The organism is Gemmatimonadota bacterium, from assembly GCA_016712265.1.
Lineage (GTDB): Bacteria > Gemmatimonadota > Gemmatimonadetes > Gemmatimonadales > Gemmatimonadaceae > RBC101.
In genome coordinates this window covers 1,172,726-1,185,013 of record JADJRJ010000031.1, presented here as the reverse complement: position 1 = coordinate 1,185,013, position 12,288 = coordinate 1,172,726, and the positions used below count along the sequence as shown (strand labels likewise).

14 protein-coding genes are annotated in these 12,288 nt (G+C 68.5%); 8 read left to right on the top strand and 6 right to left on the bottom strand.

Translation table 11 applies throughout. The features are described 5' to 3' along the window. Positions 1-21 precede the first annotated feature (21 nt). Positions 22-942 (top strand): alpha/beta hydrolase, encoded by a 921-nt coding sequence (locus IPK85_25990; protein MBK8250817.1) that lies wholly within the window; start codon positions 22-24, stop codon positions 940-942. A gap of 6 nt (positions 943-948) precedes the next feature. On the opposite strand, the gene IPK85_25985 is transcribed toward IPK85_25990, so the two are convergent. Further along, complete coding sequence (locus IPK85_25985) at positions 949-1,482, bottom strand: hypothetical protein (protein MBK8250816.1); 534 nt, start codon at positions 1,480-1,482, stop codon at positions 949-951. 224 nt (positions 1,483-1,706) lie between these two features. Here IPK85_25985 and IPK85_25980 point away from each other — a divergent pair, with 224 nt between their 5' ends. The 5 genes from IPK85_25980 to IPK85_25960 all read left to right on the top strand — a co-directional run bounded on the left by IPK85_25980 (position 1,707) and on the right by IPK85_25960 (position 7,718). Next, a complete protein-coding gene (locus IPK85_25980; GenBank protein MBK8250815.1) occupies positions 1,707-2,687 on the top strand; it encodes a family 43 glycosylhydrolase in 981 nt (326 codons plus the stop codon). 70 nt (positions 2,688-2,757) lie between these two features. Next, positions 2,758-3,225: a hypothetical protein gene (locus IPK85_25975; GenBank protein MBK8250814.1), complete on the top strand. Its 468-nt coding sequence runs from the start codon at positions 2,758-2,760 to the stop codon at positions 3,223-3,225. Positions 3,226-3,296: 71 nt separating this feature from the next. Further along, positions 3,297-4,127 carry an aldo/keto reductase gene (locus IPK85_25970; GenBank protein ID MBK8250813.1) on the top strand — a complete coding sequence of 277 codons (831 nt, stop codon included), beginning with the start codon at positions 3,297-3,299 and terminating at the stop codon, positions 4,125-4,127. Positions 4,128-4,624: 497 nt separating this feature from the next. Continuing rightward, positions 4,625-4,966, top strand: a complete 342-nt coding sequence (locus IPK85_25965; GenBank protein ID MBK8250812.1) for a PadR family transcriptional regulator — start codon at positions 4,625-4,627, stop codon at positions 4,964-4,966. Between the two features lies 1 nt (position 4,967). Further along, on the top strand, positions 4,968-7,718 hold the full coding sequence (locus IPK85_25960) for an ABC transporter permease (GenBank protein MBK8250811.1): 2,751 nt from the start codon (positions 4,968-4,970) through the stop codon (positions 7,716-7,718). 153 nt (positions 7,719-7,871) lie between these two features. On the opposite strand, the gene IPK85_25955 is transcribed toward IPK85_25960, so the two are convergent. From IPK85_25955 to IPK85_25940, 4 genes are read right to left on the bottom strand one after another with little or no spacing between them, the layout of a single operon-like run. Next, complete coding sequence (locus tag IPK85_25955) at positions 7,872-8,495, bottom strand: hypothetical protein (protein MBK8250810.1); 624 nt, start codon at positions 8,493-8,495, stop codon at positions 7,872-7,874. Between the two features lie 5 nt (positions 8,496-8,500). After that, positions 8,501-9,208 carry an SDR family NAD(P)-dependent oxidoreductase gene (locus IPK85_25950; GenBank protein MBK8250809.1) on the bottom strand — a complete coding sequence of 236 codons (708 nt, stop codon included), beginning with the start codon at positions 9,206-9,208 and terminating at the stop codon, positions 8,501-8,503. Then, the gene (folE, locus tag IPK85_25945) at positions 9,205-9,825 is read right to left on the bottom strand and encodes a GTP cyclohydrolase I FolE (protein ID MBK8250808.1); all 621 of its coding nucleotides are present in this window, start codon (positions 9,823-9,825) and stop codon (positions 9,205-9,207) included. Before folE ends, IPK85_25950 begins: the two co-directional genes overlap by 4 nt. 8 nt (positions 9,826-9,833) lie before the next feature. Then, positions 9,834-10,253, bottom strand: coding sequence for a 6-carboxytetrahydropterin synthase (locus tag IPK85_25940; GenBank protein MBK8250807.1), 420 nt, complete (start codon positions 10,251-10,253; stop codon positions 9,834-9,836). A 339-nt stretch (positions 10,254-10,592) separates the two neighbouring features. Between IPK85_25940 and IPK85_25935 the strand changes: the two genes are divergently transcribed. Both IPK85_25935 and IPK85_25930 read left to right on the top strand, forming a co-directional pair. Next, complete coding sequence (locus IPK85_25935; GenBank protein MBK8250806.1) at positions 10,593-10,748, top strand: hypothetical protein; 156 nt, start codon at positions 10,593-10,595, stop codon at positions 10,746-10,748. Between the two features lie 153 nt (positions 10,749-10,901). Further along, positions 10,902-11,366: a hypothetical protein gene (locus IPK85_25930; GenBank protein MBK8250805.1), complete on the top strand. Its 465-nt coding sequence runs from the start codon at positions 10,902-10,904 to the stop codon at positions 11,364-11,366. Between the two features lie 6 nt (positions 11,367-11,372). On the opposite strand, the gene IPK85_25925 is transcribed toward IPK85_25930, so the two are convergent. Then, on the bottom strand, positions 11,373-12,287 hold the full coding sequence (locus IPK85_25925) for a GNAT family N-acetyltransferase (protein MBK8250804.1): 915 nt from the start codon (positions 12,285-12,287) through the stop codon (positions 11,373-11,375). Between the last annotated feature and the right edge of the window lies 1 nt (position 12,288).

The window sequence follows — 12,288 nt, the reverse complement described above, 5'->3', positions numbered from 1 at the left end:
CCCCACTCCTGGACGGGATCCATGATTCGCTTGCTGCGCCTGGCCGCCCTGCCGCTGGTGGCTGCCTGCACGCCGCCGGCCCTCGCGGCCCAGCTGCTGGCCCCGCAGCCGGTGCCCACGCAGAACACCGAATCGTACCGCCTTGCGTCGCCTTCCATGGGGCGTACATACGACATTACCGTCGGCCTCCCTCGCAGCTATGTGGACAGCGCCACGAAGCGTTACCCGCTGCTGCTGGTCACCGATGGCAATGATTACTTCCCCCTCGTCTTCCACGCCGCCAACACCGTTGGTGGAATCGAGGAGGTCATCGTCGTCAGCGTGGGCGCCCCGTTCGAGGAGGGGCGGGACGCCTTTACCCGTCGGCGTGTGCACGAGTTCTCGCCGCCGCAGTGGGCCCTGAAGGACCCGTTCGGGCAGGTCGTGCAGGCCGGGTGCAACGCGTTCAAGCTCGCCGTGTCCGACTGCGTGGGCGGTGCGCCGAAGTTCCTCTCCATGCTCACCCAGGAGCTCCTGCCCCGCGTCACTGCCAGGTACCGCATCGACAGCGACCGCCTTGGCCTGTTCGGCGTTTCGGCCGGTGGCTTCTTCGCCTCGTGGGCAATCTTCCAGGAGCAGTCACCCTTTCGCACCTACATCATCTCGAGCCCGGCGATGGCGTATGGGGACGACGAGGTCCTTCGCCAGGAGTCGCGTTACGCACAGTCACACAAGGACCTCGCGGTGCGCGTGTACCTCGCATCGGGGACCTTGGAGATCGACGACCCGGAACTCGAGGGGATTGGGCACATCGTCAGCGGACAGGCACGGCTGAGCGCTGCGCTACGGGGCCGACGCTACCCGGGACTCACGCTCCACAGTGAAATGCTTCAGGGCCTCGGCCATACGGACGCCCCTGGGACAACCGCCGTCCGGGGGATGCGGCTGCTCTATGCCAGGTGAGCAGCATCAGGAACCACCGAACGACCCGGTGCGCTCGTAGGGTCGGTATATCGTCCCCTTGTCGAGACACGAGACCTCGGGATGGAAGTTCGCAAACAGGCCTTCCCGGTTCTCGCGCCAGGCCCAGACGTGGAGGTACCAGAAGTTCAGGTTATCCTCGCGGTGCATGCGCTGGCCCATCATGATCGGCGCTTCGGCGTCGCGGGGCACCAGCCGATACGGCACGATGAACTCGACCCCATTGAGCTGGTAGGAGCCGTCCGCGCGTCGTTCATACAGCAGGATCGCCGGGCGTTCCACCTCTGGTACGGCGATCGCGTTGGCGCGGTTGAAGTGGTGATATCCCATCGCACCATGTGATTCGTGCACCAGGCACTCGGTCACCGTGCGTGGATAGCCAGCGGCCACGGCGGCATCAAGCGAATGAAACGGGCGGGTGGCGGCACGCAATCGTTCGAGGGCGGCCTCCACGCGCGGTATGTCGGTGCGAATCTCCGGGCGTTGGGCGTTGCACGCCCCCATGACGACAAGCCACGGCACGAGGGTGCGCCACGACGGAGGTCGTCGCTGGGAGTGGCGCGAGCCCAGTTGAGGCGCCCGACCGACTCCGCTGGGGCGCACGCGCCGGCCGAGAACGTGACCTGTGGGATGCAGCACGCCGAAAGTGTAGGAGTCCACAGGCTTTCCGGCAAACACGCCCGACCCCATGCAGGAGCTGGAGCGCGCCCCCTATTGTCGCGCGAGCGGGCAGGCCAGTTTGGAGTATGAGACTCCGAGCCGCCCTCCTGTTCCTTCCCGCCCTCGCCTTGGCGCCATGTTCAGCCGCCGCGCAGCGCACGTCCGGCAATCCCGTCATCCCGGGCTGGTACGCCGACCCCGAGGCGCATGTCTTCGACGGGAAGTACTGGATCTTCCCGACGTTCTCTGCGCCGTACGACCAGCAGACGTTCCTTGACGCCTTCTCCTCGGACGACCTGGTCAGCTGGACACGCCATGCCCGCGTGCTCGATACCACGGGGGTCCGATGGGCCCGACGCGCGATGTGGGCGCCCTCGATCGTGGAGAAGGACGGGTGGTACTACCTCTTCTTTGGCGCCAACGACATCCAGAGCGACCGCGAGCACGGCGGGATCGGCGTCGCACGCGCGCGCACACCCGCGGGCCCCTTCGTCGACTATCTCGGCAAGCCGCTCATCGACCGCTTTCATCACGGCGCGCAGCCCATCGACCAGATGGTGTTTCGCGACGATGACGGGAGTTACTACATCGTGTACGGCGGCTGGCGGCACTGCAACATCGCCAAGCTCAACCGGGACTTCACCGGGTTCGAACCCTTCCCGGACGGATCGGTGTTCCGCGAGATCACGCCGACAGGATACGTGGAAGGGGCCTACATGCTGCGGCACGCTGGCAAGTACTACTTCATGTGGTCCGAGGGCGGGTGGACCGGTCCGGACTACGCGGTCGCGTACGCGGTGGGGGATTCACCGTTTGGTCCCTTCGCGCGCGTCGGACAGATCCTTGCCCAGGACCCTGGTGTCGCCACCGGAGCGGGGCACCACTCGGTGGTCCAGGCTCCGGCCTCGGGTCAGTGGTACATCGTGTATCATCGCCGCCCGCTGGGACAAACGGACCGCAACCACCGCGTGGTGAGCATTGACCACCTGAGGTTCGATGCGGACGGGCGGATCCTCCCGGTAAAGATCACCTTCGAGGGGGTGCCGCCGGACCCGATTCGTCCATGAGGCCATCGCCACCTGTTCGCACGGCGCCTTGCGCTCGTGACCGGGCCCAACCGGGCCACCGGGGATACCGGTGAAGCTGTGGACGAAGCGCCTTCGGGGCGCCCTGGGGATGGGGGCCACCTGGGCCGTGGCCTGGGGGCTCGTCGGCGGCCTGATCATGGAGGGGTTGGTCGATCGTGACGGGCGCATCCTCGACATGTGGCCCCAGGCGCTCGCGATCCCGGGCTTCCTGTGTGGGGTCGCCTTCTCCGTCGTCCTCGGGATTGCGGCACGGCGCCGTCGCTTCGATGAGTTGTCGCTGCCGCGCTTCGCCGTCTGGGGGGCGATCGCCGGTGGGGCGCTCGGTGGTCTCGCGCTTGCGGCGGGCGCTATGCCCCTGGTCGCCCCATTCTGGCTTCGCGCAGTTGGGCTGGTCGCACCGGTGGCCGCACTCTGCGCCGGATCCGCCGCCGGCACCCTGGCCATCGCCCGGGGGAGCGGGCGACACCTCCCGAGCGCGCGCGGCGACGTCCCAAGGTTGCCGGGCGACGAGCCGTGAACCGGCGCGACCTCCTCCTTGGCGCCCTCGGCCTGGGCACCGCTCGAACAGCCCTGCAGACCACTCGCCCCATGCGCACCCGCCCCATTCCCTCAACCGGCGAGATGTTGCCAGTCATTGGCCTTGGCACCTGGCAGACCTTCGACGTCGGCACCGATCCCGCCGCGCGCGCCGAATGCGCGTCCACGTTAGGCGCCTTCCTCGATGGCGGCGGGCGCGTGATCGATTCCTCCCCGATGTACGGCTCCTCCGAGCAGGTGGTCGGCGACCTGCTCGCCGCCCGTCCTGCGGGTTCACACGCATGGATCGCCACCAAGGTCTGGACGAGTGGCGAACGCGCCGGCATCGACCAGATGAACACCTCGCTGCGTCGCCTGGGCGCCGACCCGATCGACCTCATGCAGGTCCACAACCTGGTGGATTGGCAGACGCACCTCCGGACCCTGAGGGCCTGGAAGGCCGCGGGCCGCGTGCGGTACCTCGGGCTCACCCACTACCAGGCCGGCGCGCACGCTGACCTCGCTCGTGTCATCCAGTCGGAGGCGGTCGACTTCGTGCAGGTCAACCTGTCATTGGATGAACCAGACGCCGCGTCGTCGCTTCTTGCCGCATGTGCGCGGCACGGCGTCGGGGTCATCGTCAATCGCCCCTTCGGGGGCGGTGGGTCGTTCGCTCGGGTCCGCACACAGCCACTCCCCGCGTGGGTCGCGGAGCTTGGCGTTGCGTCATGGGCGCAGTTCATGCTCACCTGGATCCTGTCGTTCCCCGAGGTGACCTGTGTGATCCCCGGTACGCGCCGTGCCACACACGTCGTCGACAACCTCGGCGCCGGCCGTATCGCCCCCGTGAGCGGCCCCCTTCGCGACCGCATGTCAATGGAGTGGCGACGCCTGGCCCGCTGATCGCGGTTCGTCTTCGCAGCAGGTCGCCATAGACGCCGGTCGTACATCAGCCGGGGCGCCGCTAGTCGCGTGAGGCACGCTCACGCTCCTCCCAGCCGAAGTCATAGAAGACCCGAAACTCGTTGCCGTCACCATCGGCCGCCGTGAACTCATAGAGCTTCCACGGCTTCGCCTCGGGCGTTGAACGCAATATCACGCCGCGCCCGCTCCAGAGTTGATGCAGCGTGTCGACCGCCGCCCGGCTGTCCAGGTTCAGCCAAGCCCCTCAAGTTCAGCGACCATCACGCTTCCGCCAGTCGGCACGCCGGACCCGATGACCAGCCCCAGGTCCAGCTCCAGGCGGAGATGACGGAAACGCGGATTCCCGTCCGTATTGTCTTCGGCGGACTGCCCGATCGGCCTCGACGGCGGGGATCGTGCCGGTGCCAGCCTGACCGCTCTCCTTGACGAGTTAGGAGAAGGCGGCGATCCTTCTCCTAACCTCCATAGGAGAGACCGTGGCGTCCACGGCCGAACTGCTACCAGGAAATCTCGACCTCGTCATCCTCAAGGCGATCTCTCTCGGAGACGTGCACGGATACGGCGTCCTGCTGCGCATCGAGCAAATCTCGGGTGGCGCCATCCTGGTGCAACAGGGCGCCCTGTATCCGGCCCTGTATCGCCTCGAGCAGAAGGGGATGATCGCGGGCCGCTGGGGGACCTCGTCGAACAACCGACGCGCCCGCTTCTACCAGCTCACCCCATTGGGGCTGAGCCAGCTGGACCACGAGCAACGCAGCTGGCAGCACCTCGCCGAGGCGATATCCCGCTCGCTGCTGGCTACCCCGCAGGAGATCTGAAATGCCCGGCTTCCCTGAATGGCTGTCGGCATCCGCCGTCGTTGCCCGCGTGAGCACCTGGTATCGCGCGCTCCGGCATCGGGCCGAGGTCGAGCAAGAGGTGCGGGAGGAATTTCGACATCACCTCGACGAACGTGCCGCGCACCTCATGCGGGACGGCCTGGCTCCCGCGGCGGCCCGGGACCGCGCGCGCCGCGAGTTTGGCCACGAAGGGACGTTCCGGGAGTTGTCCCGCGAGGCGAAGGGGCTCGAGTCCTTCGCACCGCTCCGCTTTTCCTGGTTGGACGTGAAGGTGGGCGTGCGTTTGCTGCGGAAGCACCCGATGCTCAACCTCGCGGCCATCTTCGCACTCGCGGTGGGCATTCCGGTGGGGCTGGCACCGTCGCACCTCGCGCGTGCCCTGCACGCGCCGTTGCCGGGTGACGGAGACGACAGGCTCCGGGCCATCCGGTATTGGGACCCGCTGTCGTCTGCCGTCGCGCCGACCTGGGACTCCGACTTCACGACGTGGGCCTCGTCGCTCGAGGGCTTCTCGGCGCTGGGCGCGCTGCGCACGTTGACCTACAACGTCGCCACGAGGGACGGCCAGGCGACGCCCGCCGCTGCCGCGCAGCTCTCGGCGAATGTTTTCCCGATGTTGTCTGCGCGCCCGGCCATGGGGCGCCTCCTCGCCGACGAGGACTTCGCGACTGGCGCGCCCGACGTCGTCGTGATTGGCTACGCCCTGTGGGCCTCCCGGTTCGGTCAGGATCCGCACGTCCTGGGTCAGGGGCTGCGGATCGGGCGGCGCGTGTACGAGGTGGTCGGCGTGATGCCAGAGGGGTTCGGCTTCCCCGCCAACGAGATCCTCTGGCTTCCGCTGCGGCCCGCGTCCACCGGGGGCGTCGACGAGCGCGTGCGCGTGCACGTCATCGGCCGGTTGGCCGATGGGGTATCGGCGTCCAGCGCGCAAGCCGAGGTGTCGGCTCTCGCCCAACCCCAGCTCACGAGCGCCACCAGCGCGGCCGCCGTGGCCGAACGGCGGCGACTGCGCGCGGAGGTCGTCCCGTTCGGCCTCCTGTTCCTCAACCTGCCAGCGGGCGGGCTGGCCAGCCTGCCGGAATTCCGGTATGCGCAGGCCATGATGTTCGCGCTCCTCCTCGTCGCGTGCGGCAACGTCGCCATGCTCGTGTTTGCGCGAACGGCGACGCGCTCGCGAGAACTCGCGATTCGCACATCACTTGGGGCGAGCCGCGCGCGCCTCGTGTCCCAGGTCTTCGTGGAAACCTTGCTCCTGGCCGTGATCGCGGCCGGGATCGGCGTGCTGGTCTTTGACTGGGCGCTGCGACATGTGAACCTTGCGAGCCTTGCGACCCCCGAAGCGACGGCGTTGCCGTATTGGCTCTCGCTGCACCTGACCGCGACCACGGCGCTCACCGCGCTCGCGTTGGCTGCCGTGAGCGCGACGCTCGCCGGCGTCCTGCCAGCCATCGCCATCACCGGCCGGGCCATCGCGCAGAACATCCGCGGCGGTGCGCGGTTCCACTTCGGCAAGCTCACGGCCGCATTGGTGGTCGCAGACATCGCGGTATCAGTGGCGGCGATCGGGATGGCGTTCGCGGTGTCCAGCCACGCCACGGACCTGCAGGTCGCCAACCGAGCAACGGGCATTCCGTCATCCGAATACCTCGCGGTCGAGGTCCGATTGCCCGATGGTACGGCCGGGGACGCCGGCGCCCCCGCCCTTCGCCAGGCACAGCTGGCCGAGGCGCAGCGTGCGCTCGTCGCCGCGATCGAGGCGGAACCCGGGGTGACGCGCGCCGCGGTGGCTGACGTCCTCCCGCGCATGGAGCATCGCTCGATGCCGTATGAAGTGGATGGCGTCGAACGCGCACCGGACACCCCGCCCCGCTGGACCCGGGTCGCGCACATCGACGTGGGCTACCTTGGGGCGCTCGGGACCCCGCTGCTCAACGGTCGCGACTTCGTGCGAACCGACGTGGAGGGCGGAACGCGCGTTGCGATCGTGAACACCGCGTTCGTGGAGCGTGTGCTTGGCGGCCGCGTTCCCCTGGGGCGGCGGGTGCGCTTCCCCTCGCCAACCGACACCACCAGCGCCGTGTGGCACGAGGTCGTTGGCGTCATCGGGCCCCTGGGGGTGAACGTGGTGAATGCCGACCAGGGCGCGGCGGTCTACCTGCCCGCAGCGCCCGGCACCATCAACCCGATGCAGCTCGCGGTGCACACCAGGGTGCCACCGGCCTCACTCGCCGGGCGCATGCGCGACGTGGTGCAGGAGGTGCATCCCGACCTGGTGGTGGGAAGGGCCGTCGCGCTCAGCGACGTGCGACAGGGCGATTGGTACCTGGTCATGGGGATCGCGGCGGGCCTGGTCGTCCTGGTCGGGGTGCTCATCGCGCTGGCGACATCGGGTCTCTACGCGATGCTTTCGCTGGCGGTCTCCGAGCGCACGCGCGAGATCGGCATCCGGGCCGCACTGGGGGCCCAGCGGCACGCGCTGGTGCTCACGATCCTGCGACGTTCCGCCCTGCAGGTGGGGGTTGGGGCCGCGCTCGGGCTCCCGCTGGCCGCGCGATTCGTGCTCGAGCTCTCTCGTACGCCGGATCGCGGCGGCTCGGTGCCGCTGTCGCTTGGGCTCGCGCTTGGCTTCGCCGGCGGCATCGTGGCACTCGTGGGGTTATGCTCGGGGCTCGTGCCCACGCGCCGCATCCTGGCGATCCAGGCACGTGAGGCCATGCACGCCGACGGATAGCGGGCTCACCCAGGCTGCCTCACGCGAGCGCCGTCAGGGCGTCGCGTCGTGCCTTGTCATCCAAACGCTCGGCAGCGTCGATGGCACTCCCGATGGCGGTCGTTCGATCTGCGGCCAGCCCCTTGCGCCACGATCGGACCGGGACCTTCCCACCTACCTCCGTCGGAGCCCGACCGGGGTCGAGGTCACGGCGGCGACGCGCTCGGCCACCCACTCCTGGTCGTCGCGCGCCAGCTCCACCACATCCATCGGCAAGGGGAGGTGGACCGGTGCCACCAGCCGACCACCCGGCCGCAGGGCGCGAACAAGCGAAGGGACGAGCCCACTCGCCACCCCATCCCCGAGCATCGCGCCACGCAGCGTCCCTGCGGCCAACGGCGCGGTGGCACCACACCAGATCGTCGACCGACCGGGGGTCGGCACGACGCCCACCGGGTTCACCAGCAGGATCGCCGCGGCGGTCGCCTCTTCGAGCGCGTCAGCCAGGGTCGCCGCCTCCCCCGCGAGCACGACGCGCCCACCGGGCTCAGACAAGTCGAGCAATGCCTGCGCCCGCAGCACACGTTCGGCATCCCCACCCACGGCCGACCCTGTTGACCCTGCGGGCTCGGCAAAGTGCACCGCCCCATCGCGCACCCGGTACACGGCGTGACAGACCGGGCAGCCCAGCGCCCCGTCGGCGATATGGCGACCGTGGTAGCGGTCCACGGCGGCGACGAGCCAGCTCTCCTCGTGCCCGACCGGACAGCGCAGGGCATCCACCAGCTCAATGAACATGGGCGCTAGCGGTAGCCGAGCCGGACCTCGTCCACGTTGACATGCGCGGGACGCGAGGCGGCCCACAGCACGGCGTCCGCGACGTCCGCGGGATGCAGCATCGCCGACCGCGGCGGGAAGCCGGGTCGGGTCTCTGGATGCAGCGGGTCCCAGATCGGTGTGTCGACCGGACCGGGCGAGACCAGCGTGGCCCGAACCCCGGTCCCCCGCAGCTCCATGCGCACCACCTCGTGGAGCCCGCGGGTGCCGAATTTCGTCAGCGCATACCCGCCGTTATCGGGGAAGGCCGCGTGGTCCGCCACCGACCCGATGGTCACGACGTGCCCGGAACCACGCGCGCGCATGGGCGGGAGGAAATGGTGCAAGAGGTGATAGGGCGCGCGCAGGTTCAGGTCGATCATCCGGTCCACGGTGCCTAACGCGAGTTCCCCAACGGCCCCCAGCGCAAAGACCCCCGCGTTGAGGATCAGCAGGTCCGGGTGGCCGACCAGGCCGCGGACCTCCTCTGCGAGGTGATCGACGCCCCCGGGATTGCTGAGGTCAGCCACCAGCGGCGTCGCTCCAGGGAGCGACGCGGCAAGCGCATGGAGCGCGTCGTGCGACCGCGCCACCAGCACCACCCGCGCGCCAGCCGCGGCGAGGGCTGCGGCGGCCGCCGCCCCGATGCCGCGGGACGCCCCGGTCACCAGTGCGACGCGTCCTTCGAGGCTCACCGCGGTCCCGACCCGTGCGCCAGCCGCAGGAACTCGTCGCGCGTCATGGCGTCGTCGCGGAAGTTGCCGAGCAAGGACGACGTGATGGTCTTGGAGTTCTGCTTCTCCACGCCGCGCATCATCATGCAGAGGTGATACGCCTCGATCACGACGCCCACCCCACGCGGTTGCAGGACGTCCTGGATCGCCTTGGCGATCTCCCCGGTGAGCCGCTCCTGCACCTGCAGGCGACGGGCGAACATGTCGACGATGCGCGGCAGCTTGGACAATCCCACGATGCGGCCGTTGGGGATGTAGGCAATGTGCGCCTTCCCAAAGAACGGCAGCATGTGATGCTCGCACATCGAGTACAGCTCGATGTCGCGCACCATCACCATCTGCTCGTGCTCCTCGGCGAAGATTCCCTCGCCCACCACGTCCTCGACCTTGAGCCCGTACCCGTGGGTGAGGAACCGCATCGCGTTCACCACGCGATGCGGGGTGCGCACCAACCCCTCGCGCGCGGGATCCTCCCCGACGAGCTCCAGCTGGCGCCGGACGAGGTTCTCAAACTCCAGGCACTCCGCCCCGGCAAACGGGGCGTCGTCGGTCTCAACAGGCTTAATTTGCCAGGGCATCGGGGAAGTCATGCAGACTCACCATGATAGTCGACAAAGTTGTGCTCCGTCTCCCACAGCCGCAGCCGTGTGAGGGTCGCCGGGGCCACCTGGGGGGCCAGAACGTTCCAGATCGCCACCACCAGGTTTTCGCTCGTGGGGTTGATCCCCCGCATGAACGGCACGTCGAGGTTCAGGTTGCGGTGGTCGACCTCTTCCAGCACCTCGCGCTCCACGAGGGCACGCAGTTGCCCCAGGTCCATCACATAGCCCGTGACCGGGTCGATGGGACCGGTGACCGAGACATCCAGCGTGTAGTTGTGGCCGTGCCAATTGGGGTTGTTACACTTGCCGAAAAGCGCCGTGTTCTCGGCATCGCTCAGCCCCGGGTTGTGCACCCGATGGGCGGCGTTGAAGCGCAGGCGACGGGTGACGGTAACGACGGGCACGGGCGACCGGTTGGAGGGTGATCAGGCGCCCGGGCCCAACATCGCCGCGGTGCCCCTCTCCAACACGGACGCCGGGAGTGGAGTTCCCGCGGGGGCCGGAACGACGAAGGGCCCCGGCTACGCCAGGGCCCTTCCAGGGTCGGGAACGAAGAGGGTTTTTTGAAGCCCAGACGATAGGAATAAGATCCGCAACCAGCCTTCCGCCTTCCCCGCGCTGGGGCATGACGTCGACCAACCTGTTGGACCCCTACGTTGGACTTGTTGGCTCAAAAAATCGGTCTCTCCGCCCCCTTATACTTCGGGCTGACCTAGTCTACCCCCTGGCCTGGCCTCCGTCAAATGGACCTTGGAATCGCAGCTGCCCTCGTGATGCTGGGCGTATGGGCCTTCGCCACCTTTACGACTGAGGCCCCCGGTTGGATACATGGACTCCTCACCGTCGGGGTCTTCCTGCTGATCTACCGCATCGTGGTGAAGGGAAAGGTGAAGGAGTAGGCCTGCCGGCTGGCTGGCGACCGATGGCGCCGGCGCGTGACCTGATGACGCCAGCTGACCGACGCGTGACGCCAGCTGCGCCCTGCCACCTGCCGTCTGCCGTCTCGGTCCGCATCCTTGCCGAATCCGGTGACGTCGGTCACATTAAGCGGCGTGTCGACGCCATTAAGCTACCGGGCGGAGCTGGCCAACCAGATCCTGGTGCGTCTCCGACTGCTGCCGGCGGCCGCCTGGGATGATGCCCGGCGGCTGCGCGACGAGCGTCCCCACCAGCACCTGATGGTGCTCGGCTTGGCGGAACACGCCGTCGAGCAGCTGTCCGAGGAGTTTGGCACCGACCTCGTTTCCGTGGTCCGCGCCCACCTCAACGACGTCGACCTCATCGCCGCACCCACCACGGACCCTCGCAACCCGATTGCCCGTGGTGCGGTCCTCGCCGCGTTCCTCCGAGAATCGTCCGGCTTCAATGCCGCCGCATTCAATGAATTGTTCCGGCCCATCGCCCCGTTCATCGACCTGGCAGACGCGGAACGCACCGCCCGGCGGGCGATTCTCGATGGCGAATCCCGCCCGGAGGCCGCGGCCCCGCCGGCGCCGATCGTGCGACGACAGGCCTGACGGCCCTCAAATCTCCCAGTTGCTGAACACCACTCCGCTGCGCGCCACGATCTCTGGGTAGCCGCGGAGCGTCATGCGAAGGTCGGTCCAGCGGACGCGCGCCCCGAGTCCGATCAGGGTATCCCATGCGGCCTGATAGCCGGACTGGACGCGAACCGCAGCCCGCAGCGTCCCAGCACGACGGGCGGCCGACCCGACCATCAGCATCAGCGGCACGAGATCGTCGTCGTGCTCCACCGCAAGCTTGAGCACGCGAAGTTCCTCCCGAGCTCGCCCTTCGACCAGCGGCACGGCATGATACACGGCGAAGCCGCGCACCCCGTGCGGTCCACGCAGGACGCAGGTGTCGCCAATCCCAAGCTCCTGCGTCAACTGCAGCTCGCGGGAAAAATCGCGCCCGGGAATCAGGCGCCCCACCAACTCCCGGCACGCCTCGACGTGGCTATCGCGCTCGGCGGAGCCAAGGGCGCCAAGGGTCTCCAACGGTCCGTCGGCCGCGTCCACGGTCAGGGTGATCGTGAGCGGTCCAGGGACGTAGCCCATTCCCGCGTAGAAGCCGATGTTGTCGACCGTGCGAGGCATGGTCTCCAGCCCGACGGTCGTGGCGCCTTCGGAGAGGAGGTAAGCTGCCCCCGCCTGGACGATCGATCGACCGACGCCATGTCCTTGCCATTCCGGTCGCACGGCGAGTGGCCCCATCCAGCCCTCGGTGCCCGACCGATGGGCGACGTTGAAGGCGGCCACCTCACCCGACGGATCCCGCCAGACCATGGCTCCGGCGCGAGCGCCCTCGATGGCATACCGCCAGATCGCCGGATTCAGCTGCGGCACCCGAACGCCGACCATCCCGTCACGCCGGTACCGCTCGGTGAACGCGTCGGCGAAGACCCGGTTCACGGCATCGATATCGGTGACGCGCATG

Excerpts from the sequence above, each read along its gene's own strand:
- IPK85_25990 (MBK8250817.1), top strand. The coding sequence starts at position 22 with ATGATTCGCTTGCTGCGCCTGGCCGCCCTGCCGCTGGTGGCTGCCTGC.
- IPK85_25980 (MBK8250815.1), top strand. The coding sequence starts at position 1,707 with ATGAGACTCCGAGCCGCCCTCCTGTTCCTTCCCGCCCTCGCCTTGGCG.
- IPK85_25970 (MBK8250813.1), top strand. The coding sequence starts at position 3,297 with ATGCGCACCCGCCCCATTCCCTCAACCGGCGAGATGTTGCCAGTCATT.
- IPK85_25960 (MBK8250811.1), top strand. The coding sequence starts at position 4,968 with ATGCCCGGCTTCCCTGAATGGCTGTCGGCATCCGCCGTCGTTGCCCGC.
- IPK85_25955 (MBK8250810.1), bottom strand. The coding sequence starts at position 8,495 with ATGTTCATTGAGCTGGTGGATGCCCTGCGCTGTCCGGTCGGGCACGAG.
- folE (MBK8250808.1), bottom strand. The coding sequence starts at position 9,825 with ATGCCCTGGCAAATTAAGCCTGTTGAGACCGACGACGCCCCGTTTGCC.
- IPK85_25935 (MBK8250806.1), top strand. The coding sequence starts at position 10,593 with ATGGACCTTGGAATCGCAGCTGCCCTCGTGATGCTGGGCGTATGGGCC.
- IPK85_25925 (MBK8250804.1), bottom strand. The coding sequence starts at position 12,287 with ATGCGCGTCACCGATATCGATGCCGTGAACCGGGTCTTCGCCGACGCG.